We start from the raw sequence: 16,048 nt of genomic DNA, 5'->3' as shown, positions 1-16,048 counted from the left end.
TTGGCGAATGAACGCGTCCGCGCGCTCAAACGGCTTCGCTCGCGGTGACGTGCCCATTTGTACGTCAGGACTGTCATGTCTTCTCTGTTTTCTCGCGCGGGCTCCGTTTCCGAACGGCGTCGCTTGCTCGCCTCAATTTCCTTTGTCGCTCTCTCTTCTTGCTTCGGATTTAGCGCAAGCGCACAGGACGCATCGCCGCCAGCCGAGGAAGGGACGCCAAGCGCGAACTCTTCGTCCGTTCCACTACCGAGCGTCGTCGTCTCGACCCAGCAAAAAAAGAAGCCAACGACCAAGAAGAAAAAAGTCGTTCAATCGCCCGCGGCGGAAGCTTCTGAGAATCCAACCGTTGTGGGCAACAACGGCAATGAAACCGATGCCACGAATGAGTCCAGGGAAACAAATCCGTCTGGCCTGAACCTTTCGAAGCCCGCAACGAGCGGCAGCCGCCTCGGCCTAACGCCTCTCGAAACGCCCGCCAGCGTCGAAGTGATCTCTGGCGAGACGATCCGCGAACGGGGCCAGACGAGCGTCGTCGATGCCGTTACGCAGAACGCGGCTGGCTTTACATCTACGGCTTCTCCAGGCAACGGCGGAACCGGTCTCGCAACGCGCGGCTTCTCGGGCCACGGTTCCGTCATGCAGCTCTACGACGGCACACGCATGTACGTCGGTTCTGGCACCGTTACATTTCCATTCAACACCTGGACTGCGGATCGCATCGAAGTTCTGCGTGGACCGGCATCCGTGCTCTATGGCGAAGGTGCAATCGGCGGCGTCATCAACGTCGTTCCGAAAAAGCCGACGGACTATTTCGTCAACGAAGCGGAAGTCGCCGTCGGCACGGATTTTTCGCGTCGTATCGGGCTCGGTTCCGGCGGACCGATCAACGACCGGCTGTCGTACCGGATCGACGTTGCGGGCGAACAGTCTGATGGCTGGCTAAAGCAGGAAGGCGAGTTTCAGAATCTAGCCTTGTCTGGTGCCGTTAAGCTCAAGGCCGCGCCGGGACTGACATTCACTCTATCGAACGACTACGGCTACCAGGAGCCATTGCGCTACTTCGGTATGCCATTCATCGACGGGCGTATGGATAAACGCATCCGCTTCAAGAATTTCAACGTCGAGGACAGCGAGGTCCGTTATCGCGACAACTGGACTCAATTCAAGACAGAGTGGCAGGCAAACGACGCTCTCACATTCCGCAACACCGCCTATCGGCTCACCAGCCATCGGCATTGGCGCAATATCGAAAACTACGCCTATGTCTCTAATCTCGCTGATCCCCATTATGGCCAGATCAAGCGCGACGACTATATCGAGATCTACCACAATCAGGAGCAGATCGGTGATCGCTTCGACGCAACGCTCAGGCACTCGCTCTTCGGCATGAAGAACGAAGTCGTCGCGGGTTTCGACGTCAATAAGATCAATTTCCTGCACTCGAACAATTCGCCGTACAGCGGCACGAGCTGGGTTAATCCGTACAATTTCAATTCGGGATCGTTCTACGATCCAATCAATCTTCCCCCGACCGTTGCGAGCTTCAAGACAGATACCTTCCAGTATTCGCTGTTCGCTGAAGATCGTCTGGCCGTCACCGAAAAGCTCGCGCTTGTCGGCGGCATTCGTCTGGAACGTCCATCCATTGAGCGGATGAGCCTGATAACCGGAAAGGGCTTCGATAAGGACTTCTCGGCCGTCTCATGGCGCGCTGGTGCCGTCTACACGTGGCAGCCTGGTCTCGCGTTCTACGGTTCGTACTCGACCGCGGTCGACGCGCTGGGCAACCTCATCACGCTCTCGCAAGCGCAGGTTCCTTTCGATCTGGCGACGGGTCGGCAAGTCGAGGTTGGCGTCAAGCAGGACTTCTGGAACGGTCGCGGAGAGTGGACGTTCGCGGCCTACGATATCGTCAAGAAAAACTTGCTGACGCAGGACCCGAACAACTCGCAGATCACGCAGCAGGTGGGACAGCAATCGTCACGCGGTTTGGAACTATCTGCAGCGCTGCAGCTCACCGACACGCTTCGGGCAGAGGGCAACATCGCAGTGCTTCAAGCGCAATATGACGAGTTCTGGGTGAACGGAGTTTCCTACGCAGGAAAGGTGCCGACGAACGTTCCGCAGCAAGTCGCAAATCTCTGGTTGAAGTGGAATTTCGCACCGCGTTGGGATCTGATCGGCGGCGTTCGCTGGGTTGGAACAACTTATAACGATCAGGCAAACCGCAGTTCGCGCCCGGACTACGTGCTCTTTAATGCAGGGATCGATTACGCGGTGACGGAGAACAGCACGCTGTCTGTCCGCGGATACAACCTCACCGACGAGATCTATGCCACGGGCGGCGGTGCCAACTCTGACGGTTCGACGCGAAGCTGGACGCTCGGCCGTCCACGTTCCGCCGAAGTTGCGTACCGCATCAAATTCTGAATGACATCACTGGGCGGGCCACATACGGGCTCGCCCGGTTAAGCCCACACAATATTCGTTGAGAGCTATGTTAACAGGCACCAAAACGGCCATCCGAGCTGGCAAGCGTGCGCTTTATTTCGCGCACCGCTGGCTTGGAATTATCACGTGTATATTCTGCTTGATCTGGTTCATCTCGGGTCTCGTCATGGTCTACGTGCAGTTCCCTGCGTGGACCGAAGCGGAACGTCTCGCAACATTGCACCCAATCGATGTCGAGAAGATCGCGCGGACGCCAGATGAGGCGCTGGCCGTCGCAGGACTGAAAGCACAGACGACAAACGTCCGTCTCGAAATGTACGGAACCGAACCGGTCTATCGCCTTGGCCGCGGAGAAAGCACGCAAGCTGTTTCTGCTGTCGCTGGCCGCTTGATCTCGTCAGTCTCGCTGGATGAAGCAAGAGCGCGTCTCGCTTCGGTATACCCTGAAGCAAGCATCGATTATCTCGGCCCGGTCGAGCGCGATCAATGGACGGTAACGAGGCGCTTCGATGGCCACCGGCCGCTCTATCTTTTTACGCTCGGCGACCGGGCAGGAACGAACATCTATGTCTCTTCAAAAACGGGAGAGATCGTCCAGAATTCAACTTACAATGAGCGATTTTGGAATTGGCTCGGCGCCATTCCGCATTGGGTTTACTTCACGCCCATCCGTACAGACGGCGAATTCTGGCGCCAGGCAGTTATGTGGCTATCTGGTCCGCTCATCATTGGGGGGATCACGGGGCTTTGGATCGGAATTCTCCGGCTGCGCCTGCGCAGACCATACTCGCGCGGCCGCATGACGCCCTATCGCGGCTGGATGAAATGGCATCACATCGGCGGACTCGTCGGCGGCGTGTTTTTGACGACGTGGATTTTCAGCGGCTGGTTATCGGTCAATCCGTTCGGCTTCTTCGCGCGCACGCAATTCACGCTCGAGCTGAAGCAGAGGTACACCGGTGCAAAATCAGAATTCGGCATTCCGATCTCCGCGTTGAAGGCAGCGGCGCGATCGCCAGTCACGGCTTTGGAGATGAACTTCGTTTCCGGAGAGTCGCTAATCGTCGCGAAAAGCAGCCCGCAGCAAAAGCAGCTGTTTGACGGAGCGACGGGAACGTCCCGCACACTTGATCCGAAACGCCTGACCGAAGCGGCGGAAGGTTTACTCCCCAAGGCGCATCTCACGCGAACGGAAGTTCTGACGGAAGAGGACATCTACTGGTACTCGCACCATCATACCCGTCCGCTGCCGGTCTTACGCTTCGTATTTGACGACGAGAACGCAACTTGGATCCATATCGACCCAGCAACCGGCGACCTGGCCGGGTTGTCCGACACAAGCGAACGAACGCACCGATGGTTGTTCAACTTTCTGCATGACTTCGATTTGCCGGTCCTGCTCCGCTACCAGCCAGCCCGTGACATTCTGATTTGGATGCTGAGCATCGCCGGTATCATTATCTCGATATCGGGCATCGTTGTCGGATGGCGTTATCTCGCTCGTAAGGCCGATCAACGCGCAATGAGCGCGACGAGGCAAGCATTGGAAGCCAAGTCATCGTCCTGACGTTCGACGGCTTGGTGCCAGCAACGCCGGATTGCCCGATTGACCTCGCAGCCGCCGCATCTGCAGTAGCAAACGCCGTCTGGTTGCCGTCTCTGGCTAATCCACGACTGGTCGGAAAGCGCTCAATCGGCAGGATCTGCAACTTCGACTTGCCGACTCGCCTGTTGACTGAAATATTCGCGCCGCCCAATCGATTTCGATTCCCACACCAGAGCCAGGTGAGCCCTTTGTCCGAACCAAAGAACGTTTCGACGCGCCGCGTTCTCTTCGCCAGCCTTGCTGGAACGACGATCGAGTTCTTTGATTTCTACATCTATGCAACCGCGGCCGTGCTGGTCTTTCCGCAACTCTTCTTTCCCAATAGCGATCCGACGACCGCGATGCTGCAGTCGTTCGCAACGTTCTCCATCGCGTTTTTCGCACGCCCCGTTGGCGCAATTCTGTTTGGCCACTTCGGCGACAGGATCGGCCGCAAGGCAACCCTCGTGGCGGCGCTGTTGACGATGGGACTGGCGACGGTCGCGATCGGCTTCTTGCCGACATACGAGTCCGTTGGCGTTTTGGCGCCATTCCTACTGGCGACATGCCGCTTCTTCCAAGGGTTGGGACTTGGCGGAGAATGGGGTGGCGCCGTTCTGCTGGCGACCGAGAATGCGCCGAAATCCAAGAAGGCATGGTTCGGTATGTTCCCGCAGCTTGGTGCCCCGATCGGCTTCCTGTGCTCGACTGGCATTTTCCTTCTGATCACCGAAACGCTGACAAACGAGCAGTTTGAATCCTTCGGCTGGCGCATCCCGTTTGTCGCGAGCGCGATTCTCGTCTTCGTCGGCCTCTACGTGCGCCTCCGCATTTCCGAGACGCCCGCATTCAAAGAAGCGATCAAGAACGACGAACGCGTGCGCGTTCCTTTGCTGACGGTCTTCACGCAGCACATCTGGTTGCTTATTCTTGGCACCTTTGGCGCCCTCGCAACCTTCGTTCTGTTCTATCTGATGACCGTCTTCGCTCTCAGCTGGGGCATCAGTTCGCTTGGGTTTACGCGCGAGCAGTTCCTGCCCCTTCAGATGATCGGCGTGATTTTCTTCGGGATTACGATTCCGATCTCGGCGTTGTTGGCGGATCGCTTCGGTAGAAACACGGTGCTGCTGTGGTCCACCGCGCTCATCGCCGCTTTCGGGCTGTTGTTCGAGCCGCTATTTGGCTCCGGACAAATCACAAGCGTGCTCGTCTTTATGATTATCGGGTTGGCACTCATGGGCCTTACCTATGGCCCGCTCGGCACGGCGCTGTCCGAGCCATTTCCTGTCAGTGTGCGCTACACCGGATCGTCGCTGGCCTTTAATCTCGCCGGTATCTTCGGTGCGTCGCTGGCACCCTATGTGGCAACGTCGCTGGCGACGCAGTACGGGATCCAGGCTGTCGGTTACTATCTGGCAGGAGCTGCAGCTCTGACGTTCCTGGCTCTTCTCGGTCTGCGCCGAAATGCCAGCGCACATGCACAGTCGTCGTTGGCGGCAGGGGCCAATTGACCGCCATTCGCCGGTAGACTCAAACAGCGTCCGGCGTGGCGCTGTTTTTTTTGCGCGCGCTGCTTGGAAAACGCAGGGTAACGATCAGCCCCGATCCTCCGTTCTTAAGGCCCATGCTTCCGCCCCATGCGTCGGCGATATCGGAAACGATTGCGAGGCCAAGTCCCGCTCCCTCGCTTCTCGTATCGAGCCGCGCGCCGCGGACAATAACCTCGCCCTGAAGCTCTTCCGCGATCCCCGGACCGTCATCCGCAATAGCAATCGTTGTGTCCCGGTCATTGGCGCCCGCCGTAATGGATATTTGGCCGCGCGCATGCCGCGCCGCGTTCTCGATGACGTTCCCCAAAGCCTCGGCCAAGTCATCGACATGAATGCGCGCCGCAAGATCCTTGGGCACATCAATCACCCAATCAAGCTTCTGGCCTGAAGGCGTGCGCTCAACGACGCGGACAACACGATCGACGGCCACCTTTACATTCGCCGAAGCATTGCGGGCAGCATAAGCAAGCCGCGCGCGTGCAAGCTCCCGATCGACATTCCGGCGCATTGTTTCAGCGAGTGAGGATATGTCAGCGGCGATTTCCGTCTCGCCCTTAGCTTTCAACCGCTCCGTCTCACCGTGCAGAACCTGCAACGGCGTCTTGAGGCCGTGCGCAAGATCGGCGGCACGCCCCTTTGCTTTCTCGATGGCCAGTTCGCGTTCGTTGAGCAGCGCGTCGATCTCATCCGCCAAGGGTTGAACTTCGTCGGGGAAACCCGCTTCCAGTCGCCGCTCGCTACCGGATCGGATTGCCGTCAGCTTCTTACGAATAGCCGCGAGCGGACGCAGCCCGACGGTCACCTGCGCCCAGGAGGCGACGAGCAGAAGTCCGCCAATCAGCAACAAGAAGGGCAGGAGTTCGGAGGCAAAGCTCCGGACCGACGTCTGCACCTCCGCCGCATTCCAGGCGACCGCGATCCGCGCTTTTGAGCCGCCAAGCCGCGCAGGCAGCTCGATGTTCCGCTGCAATAGATAAACTTTTGCACCATCGGGCCCCGCGATCAGATGATGATGAATCGCATCGTCGACATTTAACTCGGTCGGAAGCGAGAGCGAGCTATCCCAGAGCGAACGCGAGCGCAGTTCCTTGCCGCCGGAGTCGATTGCGATCTGCCAATAGAGCCCCGATAGAGGCTCATCGAAACGCGGATCGGCAGGAGGGCGTTCAACGATCAACTGCCCATTCGGCGCCACCGCTAGATTTGCCGCAAGCTGATTGAGATAAACGTTGAGTTCGGCATCGACACGCTGTTCCACGTGCTGCTTGAATAGAACCGTCAGGCCGAATGCAGCAAGACCGAGCGCGATGAAAACCGAGAGAGCACCGGCGAGAAGCAGCCGCAGCCTCAACGATCTGAAGCTCATTTCGCGTCGTCCGCCAAGAGATAGCCAAATCCTCGCCGCGTCTCGATAAGACCTTGGCCAAGCTTCTTGCGCAGGCGCGTCACAACGGCTTCGAGCGCGTTTGCTTCGCGTGCGTCATCATCCCCGTACAGATGCTCGATGAGTTCTGACGGAGGGACGACACGCCCCTTGTGATGCAAAAGATAGCTGATCAGCCTGTATTCGAGCGGTGAGACGGCAACCTGTTCGTCGCTCACCGATACACGCATCTGCCGCGTATCAAGCGACAACTCGCCAGCCGATAGAACGGCCGAGCCGTGTCCGGTGGAACGGCGAATGAGTGCCCGCACACGCGCCATAAGCTCTTCAAGATGGAACGGCTTGGCAAGATAATCGTCGGCCCCCGCGTCGATCCCATCAACACGCTCCGACCAGGCGCCACGAGCTGTAAGCACCAGAACCGGCATCATCTTGCCCGAAGCCCGCCAACGTTTGAGCACCGAAAGACCGTCCATCTTCGGCAGGCCAAGATCGAGAATAACGAGATCATAGTCCTCGGTATCGCCGCGAAACCAAGCTGTCTCGCCATCCATCGCCGCGTCGGCCTGATAGCACGCAGCCTCTAAGGCGGTGGCGATGCAATACGCGATCTTCGGCTCGTCCTCGACGACGAGGATGCGCATCAGTCATCATCCTCGATTTTGAGAATTTTCGCCGTTTTGGCGTCGACCTCGACTTCCTTCAGTTTCCCGTCGGGCGTCAAAACTTTAAACTCGTAGACGAACTTGGTCCCCGCCTTGTCTTCGACTTCGAGTTCAACGCCAAGGATCTCCCCGGCGAACTGTGCTTTGAACTCGGCGGTAATCTCGATCAGTGGACGGATGCGGCCCTCGAGCAAGGCCTGACGTGCCAATTCGTGATCTCGTGCATCATCATCTCCCACGGCGGCGACACTGCCGCCGGCGAGAAGAGCGGCAGCCACGAACGATGCGAGCAATTTTCGAAGATGCGTTTTCATCGTTCGATCAATGCAACAGGCTTCCTGACAATTCGCTGACGGCTGCCATCAGGGCGCTGTCAGCCGCGATCAGCGAGGGTGCGGCTATTGGCTAGCCGACGTCGGCAAGCCAACACCAAATCTAACACAAGGAATTTCAGAGATGTCTAAAGTTCTGTCGCTTTCCGCCCTCGTCGTCATGATGGGTCTCGCCACACCGGCATTCGCCGACAATGATGGACGTCGCCTCAATGTCCCGGCTGACCAGTGGCTGAGCGTTTCGGAGGTTATTCAGAAGCTTTCGGCGCAGGGCTACAAGGTAACCAAGATCGAAGCCGATGATGGCGCGTATGAGTTCGACGCCACCAATGCGGATGGCGTCCGCGTCGAAGGCCATGCACATCCCGCGACCGGTCAGGTCCTCGTTGGCTATGACGACTAACACTTAGATTTGCGGCCTGGCTGGTTTCATTTTCAGCCAGGCCACAGTCATCTCAGCAGGGCTTAACGTCAGCTATGCAGACCCGGTGCTTCATAGCCGGTGCGCTCAACGTATTCCGTATATCCGCCGCCATACTGATGAATGCCATCCGGCGTCAGTTCCAAAACCCGGTTCGACAGCGCCGCCAGAAAATGCCGGTCGTGCGATACAAATAGCATCGCGCCCTCATACTGCGAGAGCGCAGCGATGAGCATCTCTTTCGTCATAACGTCCAGATGGTTCGTCGGCTCGTCGAGCACGAGAAAGTTCGGCGGATCGTACAGCATCTTGGCCATGACGAGCCGGGCCTTCTCGCCGCCGGAAAGAACGCGGCACTTCTTCTCAACATCGTCGCCGGAGAAACCGAAGCATCCCGCGAGCGAGCGCAGCGAACCTTGTCCGGCTTGAGGGAACGAATATTCGAGCGATTGAAACACGGTCTGATCTCCGTCGAGAAGATCCATCGCATGCTGAGCGAAATAACCCATCTTCACGCTTGCGCCGATGGCGACGGACCCAGCATCGGGTTGGGTCGAACCGGCAACCAGCTTAAGGAGTGTCGATTTTCCCGCTCCGTTGATGCCCATAACGCACCAACGTTCTTTGCGGCGAACCTGAAACGTCAGCCCCTCATAGATGCTCCGCGAACCGTAACTCTTGTGGACGTCTTTGAGCGTCGCAACATCTTCGCCGGATCGCGGCGCAGAGGGAAATTCAAACATCACGCTCTGTCGGCGCTTCGGCGGTTCGACCCGTTCGATCTTGTCGAGCGTCTTTACCCGGCTTTGCACTTGAGCAGCATGCGAAGCGCGCGCCTTGAATCGCTCGATGAATTTCAGTTCCTTGGCCAGCATGGCCTGCTGCCGGTCAAATTGCGCTTGTTGCTGCTTTTCCGTCAGCGCGCGTTGCTGCATGTAGAATTCATAATCGCCGGTATACGACGTTAGCGTTCCACTATCGATCTCGACGATCTTCGTCACGATGCGATCCATGAACTCGCGATCGTGCGAGGTCATCATCAGTGCGCCTTCGTAACCCTTCAGAAACTCTTCAAGCCAGATGAGACTTTCGATATCGAGATGATTGCTCGGTTCGTCCAGCAGCATCACATCGGGGCGCATCAATAGAATGCGCGCAAGCGCGACGCGCATTTTCCAGCCGCCTGAGAGCGCGCCGACGTCGCCCTCCATCATCTCCTGACTGAAGCTCAAGCCAGCCAGAACTTCGCGCGCTTGTCCCTCCAGCGCATACCCGCCGAGGCTTTCGAAGCGCCCCTGAACTTCGCCGTAACGCTCGATGATCTCTTCCATCTCGTCGGCGCGATCCGGGTCCGCCATATCGGCTTCAAGTTTCGCAAGCTCGGCCGCGATATCGCTGACAGGTCCGGCCCCGTTCATCACTTCGGAAACGGCGCTGCGCCCGCTCATCTCGCCAACGTCTTGGTTGAAATAGCCGATAGTAACGCCACGATCGACCGATACCTGCCCTTCATCGGGCTGCTCTTGCCCAGTGATGAGCCGAAAAAGCGTTGTCTTGCCCGCACCGTTCGGTCCGACGAGACCGATCTTTTCACCTTTGTAGAGGGCCGTTGAAGCCTCGATGAAAACGATCTGGTGGCCGTTCTGCTTGCTGATGCTGTCGAGATGAATCATTTCGGGAATGCGCCTTCAAAGAGATCCGGCGCTCATAAGTCAGATAGTGCGCGTTCGAAAGAGCAATGTCGCGAACTGCGCCGTTTCGCGCAGCAGTTCCAGCGACTTGCCGAAGCCGCGCGGGCAATTCCAACACATTTGGGCAAAAACAAAAGATCAGCTGATGCGGACAGCCGCACAGCCCGTCATAGCGCAAACTCGGAGAGAAGGCCGGTCCCTCCTAGAGGGCCGGCCGATTTGTCAATGGAGGAAGTAAGTAGAGAGGATACCGAAGCCGAGCAGGCCGAAAATGACCAGCAAGTTGAAGACGCTATTTAGCGCTCCGATATTATCGGTATGAGTTGGGTGATGAGAAGGATATGCCATGGGGACTCCTCCTAAGCTTGCCTGAAAGTTATATGGGCATCAGACCCGCCGAATTCCAGATGCAACGGCGTAACGACGGCGATCCCATCGAATTCAATTCCGTCAGCGTGAGGCGTAAAGCTTCGCCCGATTGAACGGGTTTGAGCGCAAACAATATCGAACGCCATTCAGATCCGGTGAAAAGCCCTTTGCAGCGCGTCGCACCGCTCACCCGGGCACACCGCGCGGAATCCATTCACCGCCTTCGTGCACAAACGCTTTCGCAACAGCATCCCAAGCGAGTGCGTGCGCGGCAGCTTCCTCGATAGGATTCTTCGCGCGGTTATCCCAGGCGTTATTGAATGTTGTGCGGTAAATGTCCTGGGCCGCTGTCGGCAGGCGATCCCGAACGGGTGCCGGAAGATCGCCGTTGGAAGGGTATCGCATGCGCACGTCCTCCACTGACTAGGCCATAAACTCAGTACGCCACATCAAAGTTCACTCGCAAATCGAGCCTTCGCAATGAAGCAGTGAATTGCAATGAGTTTCCCCTGGGAAGAACGCCACTCCTGCATCGGGAGAGGATGAACGGGTGCACGAGCTCCGGCCGACCGGAGGATAGGGGAGGGGAGAATTTACGCTGCTATAAAATTAGGCGGTGCAGCTCAGTTTCGACGTGCGAATTCAGTGGCGAAATCGCTTTTTGTATATTAACACCCTGCGCCACAGGCCGTCTCTGCGTGATCCCAAACGTGGTCGACGCCCGCTTTTTGCAACGCTACGCGATCGCTGGGCATTCCAGCAAGCGCGGCCGCCTGCACTTCGCGATATCTATCACTCCCTTCGATATCTGCGCATACGAACGACCCACTTCATTCACGAACATTCCATCCAGCAATAGTTTAGCCGAGAGCATTCTATGGCCAATGTCGTTTTGCGCGCTATCAAGTCGACGGCGAATGCCATTCTTGCGCCCGTTGGATTGCAGATATCCAAAGCCGGTAGTGGCTGGCACGAGGACACGCGCAATTTCATCCCCTTCGAGGAAACAGCTCGGGCAGCTCAGGGAGCGGGGTTTTCTATCGCTGATTACGTCGATACGGTGATGAACCAATCACCTGGTTCGTCCCAAGCCACTGTCGACTTAATGGCAGCGGCGGGAGTCTTTGCAAATGAACTTGATACCGTCGTGGAGATCGGTCCAGGCACGGGGCGGTATCTCGAAAAGACAATGAAGGCCGCTCACCCCAGGCGCTACGAAATCTACGAAACCGCCGGTCCCTGGCTAACCTATCTGGCGCAGAATTACGATGTCGTGCCGCAGGAAACCGATGGCTTCTCTCTTTCCAAAACGCCGGATATGAGCGCCGATTTAGTCCACGCTCATAAGGTTTTTAATACCGTAACTTTCATGATGTCCTGCTGCTATTGGAACGAGATGGTTCGGGTCGTCAAACCCGGCGGCTGGGCGGTATTCGATATCATGACTGAACGATGCTTGGAGGGAGATGCGCTTTCGGTTTGGGCAAAATCGGGAATTCGAAACGGCTCGTTCCCGACGGCTATGCCACGAGAATTGGCGACCCGATTTTTCGGCGATCACGGCTTCTCGCTAAAGGCGAGCCATATCGTGCCAATGCGTCCCGGCGTTACGGAATTGATGATCTTCCAGAGAAGCTAGCCAAACCCGACACCGATTATGATTTGCCCACGGATTGTCATCCTCGCGACGCGAGATGACGGGTATCCCCAATGATGCCTTAGGATACAATCGGCCAAGATATTCTGATTCGATTTCTTGGGGCGGAATCGCAATGCGGATATGGCCAGCAATCCTCCCTGTTCTCGCGGTCTTGGGAGCTTATTCGGCGCAGGCTGACGATATCAGCAGCGTCTTCAGTCCCTCAAAGCCAACTTTCAGCGTCGTTGGAAGCATCGAAGGCACGCATACCGACAATGCTTTCTTTGCCCCAAAAGACCGGCAGAGCGATTATTATTTCGAACCCAATTTGGTGTTGCGGCTCGACGGGACGCTGACCGACGACATCTTCTATCGGCTCTACGCGCGCACCACATTTGACGCATTCTCGGAGCAGGTGGGTGCGAATTCGTCCTTCGCTCTCGTTGGCGTCCGGTTGTCTCGAAATCTCTGGGAATGGACGTGGAACCTAAGCTACGAGAACCGAATGGCGTTTGACGGCGTTTATGGGGAGCGCACGTTCAACGCAAACGATATCATTGGCGTGACGACACGAGATTTCACCATCGGCACCGCCACCGTCACGCCGGCGCTTCTGCTGGGTTACCGTCGCGGCGACGTCGATGATGTGAACAGGTATCGGGTCGAAATCTGGCTCGGTATCGAGATCCCAATCAATACGAAGTGGGCGCTCGTATCAGAATCCTTCATTGACATGTACTACTTCACAGACGGAAGGAACGTCGGACGCAACGATCAGATTTTTTCGACCGGACTGGGCTTGAAGTACAATCTCGATGACAACACGTCGATCACGACGGAAGTCGTTTATGAGGCCGGCAATTCGAACCGCCCAGGGTTGGACTACCGGATGATTGAAGTCGGGCCGCGGCTCGATTTTGCATTCTAAGGAGAAGATCCATGAAACCTCGTTCGCTCGGGATCTCAATGCTGATTGTTTTTGCGGCTACCATCTGGGCTGATACGACAGCATTCAGTGCGGAGCGGCGCGGCCCGGCTGATCGTCAGCGGCGCCTCGATAGCGACGTCCAGCGCGCAGATATGCGGCAGCATCGCTTGAAGAGACTTCGGTCGCTGGACAACACTGGAAAGCCAGACGCAGCCGTGAAACCAAAGACAACGACACCGAAGGACACTGGCAACTGACGGTGCAGCCGGTTGGGCGTCACGGATCAAGTTTGCTCGGCGCAGAAGACGCGGCACTCTGCGGTGCCTCAAGCGTCCTGATTTGCAAGTACGCCAAGGCGATGACGAGCAAAGGGCTCGCGATATTGAAGATCGCATACGGCACATAGCTAAGCGTTGGAACACCGAGTGTAACGGCCATGTAGGCGCCGCAGCTATTCCAGGGGATCAACGCCGAAGACGGTGTAGCGGACGCGCCGACCGCGCGCGTCAGCGCAACCGGCGTGTAGCCTCGGTTCGCATAAGCGGATTTGAACATGCGGCCCGGAAGCACAACCGCCATATACTGATCCGCAGTCACAACGTTGGTTGTGAAGACCGTTGCAACCAGTGACGCTGCCAACGCCGCCGCCGATTTCGCCGCGTTCAGAATTGACGTGATGACGCGATCGAGAATTCCAGCCTTCTCGACAACGCCACCGAATGCAAGTGCCGTAATGACCAGCCACACCGTGTCGAGCATGCTTTCCATACCACCGCGCGACGCGAGTTCATCGATGGGCGCGAAGCCGGTGCTTGAGGTGTAGCCGCTGGCAAGAGAAAGCCAAACGCCTTTCAGAAGTGCCAGGGGATTCGGAAGACTCCCATCACCTCCGGCGAATGCGATGACGCGCTCTGGCGCGACGATGGCAGCGAGAGCGCCGCCGACAAGAGCACCGATAAAGATGGCGATGAATGGCGGATACTTGAGAATAGCCAAGCCGATGACCACCACGAGCGGCAGAAACAAAATCGGCGACATGCGAAATCCCCGCTCGATAGCGGAGATCTTTTCGCTTGCGTCGAATTCGCCAGGGTTTCCAAGCATCGCGAAGACCACCATCGCGATTGCCAACGCTACGGCGGAAATGAATGCAGTCTCCCGAATGTGGACATAGAGATCGCTTCCGCCTGCGGCCGCCGCAAGATTTGCCGAGTCCGATAGAGGCGACGTGGTATCGCCGAAATACGATCCCGAAATGATCGCGCCTGCTGCGATTGCGGGATTGAGTTCCATGCTGTGGGATATGCCCATCAGGCCGACCCCGATCGTCCCGACAGTCGTCCAAGAACTACCGATGCTTGCCGAAACGAGCGCGCAGATCAAAGCGGAACTCAAATAGAAATAATTCGGGCTGAGAAGTTCAAGACCGTAATACACCATGGCCACGAGCGTTCCGCTCAACGCCCATGCTCCGATGAGCGCGCCGACAGCGAAGAGAATAAATATCGCTCCGAGGCCGGAACTCACGCTGGATATTGCAGCGGCTTTGAGTTCTTCGAGTGTAAAGCCGTTACGCCAACCGATGAATAACGCAACCAGCGTCGCAAGTGTGAGTGCAACTTGGTTCGGCCCCTTCGAGCCTGCGTCTCCAAATAAGTAGTACGACAACGATACAAGCACGATGAGGCTTGCGATCGGAATCAGAGCTTCGAGCAGCGTCGGCCGAGATCTGCCGCTATCGCTCATTGGGCTGACGTCCATCTATGGTGGACCGGTCCGATCAGTCGGCGGCGTCACGAATGAGCGGGCACGTCATACAATGTCCGCCGCCGCGGCCGCGGCCAAGCTCCGAGCCACTGATGGTGATGACCTCGATGCCAGCCTTTCGGAGAAGTGTGTTCGTGTAGGTATTTCGATCATACGCAAATACGACACCCGGCGAAGCGCAAACGAGATTGGCGCCGCTATCCCATTGCGTCCGTTCGCGCATGTAAGCGTTGCCGCCCGTTTCCACCACTCGCATATTCTTGACGCCAAGAGATTCGGCGACAACGTCAACGAAACGTCCATTGTCCTTGCGGAGTTCGATGCCACTCGGCGTGTCAGCCGGACGATAAGAAAACGCAGTTATCTTATCGACGATATCAGGATAGATGAGAACGCAATCGCGATCTGCAAATGTGAAGACCGTATCGAGGTGCATGGCCGCGCGAAGCTTGGGCATTGCTGCAATGATTACGCGCTCGGCCGCGCCCTTCTTGAAGAGCGTTGCCGCAAGCTGGCTGATGGCTTGTCGGGACGTCCGCTCGCTCATCCCAATGAGGACGATGCCTTTACCGATCGGCATCACATCGCCGCCCTCAAGCGTTGCAAGACCGTGATCGTGAAGCGGATCGCCCCACCAAACGTTGACCTTTCCGGCGAAGTCAGGATGGAACTTGTAAATCGATGCCGTGAGGATCGTTTCCTCGTGCCGCGCAGGCCAATAAAGCGGATTGAGCGTACAGCCGCCATAGATCCAGCATGTCGTGTCTCGGGTATAGAGCGTGTTGGGAAGCGGCGGCAGCAAATACTCCGTTACGCCGGCAGCTTCGCGAATGAGCTGCAGTGTTTCGCCGCCGTGACTTTCAGGAAAGTCGTAGGTCGATAAACCGCCGATCAACGTTTCCGCAAGCTGGCGCGGTGGCAGGCCGGCCAGATAGCTCCGGATCTCGTCAATCAAACCCAAGCCAACCTGATCGGGAACAATCTGGTTGTCGAGAATCCATTGCTTTGCTTCCGGAATAGCGACCGTCTCTGCCAGCAGGTTGTGCATCTCAACGACTTCGATGCCGCGATCGCGCATTTTCTGCGTGAAGTCGAAGTGGTCTCGCTTGGCGTTATCAACCCAAAGCACATCGTCGAAGAGTAAGGAATCGCAATTGCTAGGCGTGAGACGCTGATGCGCAATTCCCGGGGCGCACACCATGACCTTGCGTAGCTGGCCGACCTCGGAATAGACGCCGTAGTTTGTTAGCGCTGCCATGCTAATGC

The 16,048-nt window shown here is 57.2% G+C and carries 14 protein-coding genes; 7 read left to right on the top strand and 7 right to left on the bottom strand.

The genetic code is table 11. The features are described from left to right. The first annotated feature begins 75 nt into the window (after positions 1-75). The 3 genes from DLM45_RS04265 to DLM45_RS04255 all read left to right on the top strand — a co-directional run bounded on the left by DLM45_RS04265 (position 76) and on the right by DLM45_RS04255 (position 5,547). On the top strand, positions 76-2,430 hold the full coding sequence (locus DLM45_RS04265; protein WP_181335742.1) for a TonB-dependent receptor: 2,355 nt from the start codon (positions 76-78) through the stop codon (positions 2,428-2,430). Between the two features lie 67 nt (positions 2,431-2,497). Then, positions 2,498-4,018 (top strand): PepSY domain-containing protein, encoded by a 1,521-nt coding sequence (locus DLM45_RS04260; RefSeq protein WP_181335741.1) that lies wholly within the window; start codon positions 2,498-2,500, stop codon positions 4,016-4,018. Between the two features lie 227 nt (positions 4,019-4,245). After that, positions 4,246-5,547, top strand: coding sequence for an MFS transporter (locus DLM45_RS04255; RefSeq protein ID WP_181335740.1), 1,302 nt, complete (start codon positions 4,246-4,248; stop codon positions 5,545-5,547). Positions 5,548-5,566: 19 nt separating this feature from the next. On the opposite strand, the gene DLM45_RS04250 is transcribed toward DLM45_RS04255, so the two are convergent. The 3 genes from DLM45_RS04250 to DLM45_RS04240 are packed head-to-tail and all read right to left on the bottom strand — an operon-like array spanning position 5,567 to position 7,949. Beyond that, positions 5,567-6,952, bottom strand: coding sequence for a sensor histidine kinase (locus DLM45_RS04250; RefSeq protein WP_181335739.1), 1,386 nt, complete (start codon positions 6,950-6,952; stop codon positions 5,567-5,569). After that, the gene (locus tag DLM45_RS04245) at positions 6,949-7,614 is read right to left on the bottom strand and encodes a response regulator transcription factor (protein ID WP_181335738.1); all 666 of its coding nucleotides are present in this window, start codon (positions 7,612-7,614) and stop codon (positions 6,949-6,951) included. The genes DLM45_RS04250 and DLM45_RS04245 overlap by 4 nt, the downstream gene beginning before the upstream one ends. Then, positions 7,614-7,949: a PepSY domain-containing protein gene (locus DLM45_RS04240; RefSeq protein ID WP_181335737.1), complete on the bottom strand. Its 336-nt coding sequence runs from the start codon at positions 7,947-7,949 to the stop codon at positions 7,614-7,616. Before DLM45_RS04240 ends, DLM45_RS04245 begins: the two co-directional genes overlap by 1 nt. Positions 7,950-8,091: 142 nt before the next feature. Here DLM45_RS04240 and DLM45_RS04235 point away from each other — a divergent pair, with 142 nt between their 5' ends. After that, positions 8,092-8,370 carry a PepSY domain-containing protein gene (locus tag DLM45_RS04235; RefSeq protein WP_181335736.1) on the top strand — a complete coding sequence of 93 codons (279 nt, stop codon included), beginning with the start codon at positions 8,092-8,094 and terminating at the stop codon, positions 8,368-8,370. Positions 8,371-8,438: 68 nt separating this feature from the next. On the opposite strand, the gene DLM45_RS04230 is transcribed toward DLM45_RS04235, so the two are convergent. Together DLM45_RS04230 and DLM45_RS04225 are read right to left on the bottom strand one after the other, a co-directional pair. Further along, positions 8,439-10,061 (bottom strand): ABC-F family ATP-binding cassette domain-containing protein, encoded by a 1,623-nt coding sequence (locus DLM45_RS04230; protein WP_181335735.1) that lies wholly within the window; start codon positions 10,059-10,061, stop codon positions 8,439-8,441. A 573-nt stretch (positions 10,062-10,634) separates the two neighbouring features. After that, the gene (locus DLM45_RS04225; protein WP_181335734.1) at positions 10,635-10,853 is read right to left on the bottom strand and encodes a ChaB family protein; all 219 of its coding nucleotides are present in this window, start codon (positions 10,851-10,853) and stop codon (positions 10,635-10,637) included. A gap of 472 nt (positions 10,854-11,325) precedes the next feature. Between DLM45_RS04225 and DLM45_RS04220 the strand changes: the two genes are divergently transcribed. The 3 genes from DLM45_RS04220 (at position 11,326) to DLM45_RS04210 (ending at position 13,272) form a co-directional block, all read left to right on the top strand. Continuing rightward, complete coding sequence (locus DLM45_RS04220; protein ID WP_181335733.1) at positions 11,326-12,087, top strand: methyltransferase domain-containing protein; 762 nt, start codon at positions 11,326-11,328, stop codon at positions 12,085-12,087. Positions 12,088-12,220: 133 nt separating this feature from the next. Further along, positions 12,221-13,015 (top strand): hypothetical protein, encoded by a 795-nt coding sequence (locus DLM45_RS04215; protein ID WP_181335732.1) that lies wholly within the window; start codon positions 12,221-12,223, stop codon positions 13,013-13,015. Between the two features lie 11 nt (positions 13,016-13,026). Beyond that, on the top strand, positions 13,027-13,272 hold the full coding sequence (locus tag DLM45_RS04210; protein ID WP_181335731.1) for a hypothetical protein: 246 nt from the start codon (positions 13,027-13,029) through the stop codon (positions 13,270-13,272). 19 nt (positions 13,273-13,291) lie between these two features. Here DLM45_RS04210 and DLM45_RS04205 read toward each other — a convergent pair whose 3' ends face one another. Continuing rightward, positions 13,292-14,761 (bottom strand): Na+/H+ antiporter NhaC family protein, encoded by a 1,470-nt coding sequence (locus tag DLM45_RS04205; protein ID WP_181335730.1) that lies wholly within the window; start codon positions 14,759-14,761, stop codon positions 13,292-13,294. 34 nt (positions 14,762-14,795) lie between these two features. Beyond that, complete coding sequence (gene arcA / locus DLM45_RS04200; protein WP_181335729.1) at positions 14,796-16,040, bottom strand: arginine deiminase; 1,245 nt, start codon at positions 16,038-16,040, stop codon at positions 14,796-14,798. Positions 16,041-16,048 lie beyond the last annotated feature (8 nt).

The sequence above is a fragment of the Hyphomicrobium methylovorum genome (genome assembly GCF_013626205.1).
GTDB lineage: Bacteria > Pseudomonadota > Alphaproteobacteria > Rhizobiales > Hyphomicrobiaceae > Hyphomicrobium_B > Hyphomicrobium_B methylovorum.
Note: the sequence above shows the minus strand (reverse complement) of the source record. Positions and strands in the feature narration are given on the sequence as shown.

Excerpts from the sequence above, each read along its gene's own strand:
- DLM45_RS04265 (WP_181335742.1), top strand. The coding sequence starts at position 76 with ATGTCTTCTCTGTTTTCTCGCGCGGGCTCCGTTTCCGAACGGCGTCGC.
- DLM45_RS04260 (WP_181335741.1), top strand. The coding sequence starts at position 2,498 with ATGTTAACAGGCACCAAAACGGCCATCCGAGCTGGCAAGCGTGCGCTT.
- DLM45_RS04250 (WP_181335739.1), bottom strand. The coding sequence starts at position 6,952 with ATGAGCTTCAGATCGTTGAGGCTGCGGCTGCTTCTCGCCGGTGCTCTC.
- DLM45_RS04245 (WP_181335738.1), bottom strand. The coding sequence starts at position 7,614 with ATGCGCATCCTCGTCGTCGAGGACGAGCCGAAGATCGCGTATTGCATC.
- DLM45_RS04240 (WP_181335737.1), bottom strand. The coding sequence starts at position 7,949 with ATGAAAACGCATCTTCGAAAATTGCTCGCATCGTTCGTGGCTGCCGCT.
- DLM45_RS04235 (WP_181335736.1), top strand. The coding sequence starts at position 8,092 with ATGTCTAAAGTTCTGTCGCTTTCCGCCCTCGTCGTCATGATGGGTCTC.
- DLM45_RS04230 (WP_181335735.1), bottom strand. The coding sequence starts at position 10,061 with ATGATTCATCTCGACAGCATCAGCAAGCAGAACGGCCACCAGATCGTT.
- DLM45_RS04225 (WP_181335734.1), bottom strand. The coding sequence starts at position 10,853 with ATGCGATACCCTTCCAACGGCGATCTTCCGGCACCCGTTCGGGATCGC.
- DLM45_RS04220 (WP_181335733.1), top strand. The coding sequence starts at position 11,326 with ATGGCCAATGTCGTTTTGCGCGCTATCAAGTCGACGGCGAATGCCATT.
- DLM45_RS04215 (WP_181335732.1), top strand. The coding sequence starts at position 12,221 with ATGCGGATATGGCCAGCAATCCTCCCTGTTCTCGCGGTCTTGGGAGCT.
- DLM45_RS04210 (WP_181335731.1), top strand. The coding sequence starts at position 13,027 with ATGAAACCTCGTTCGCTCGGGATCTCAATGCTGATTGTTTTTGCGGCT.
- DLM45_RS04205 (WP_181335730.1), bottom strand. The coding sequence starts at position 14,761 with ATGAGCGATAGCGGCAGATCTCGGCCGACGCTGCTCGAAGCTCTGATT.
- arcA (WP_181335729.1), bottom strand. The coding sequence starts at position 16,040 with ATGGCAGCGCTAACAAACTACGGCGTCTATTCCGAGGTCGGCCAGCTA.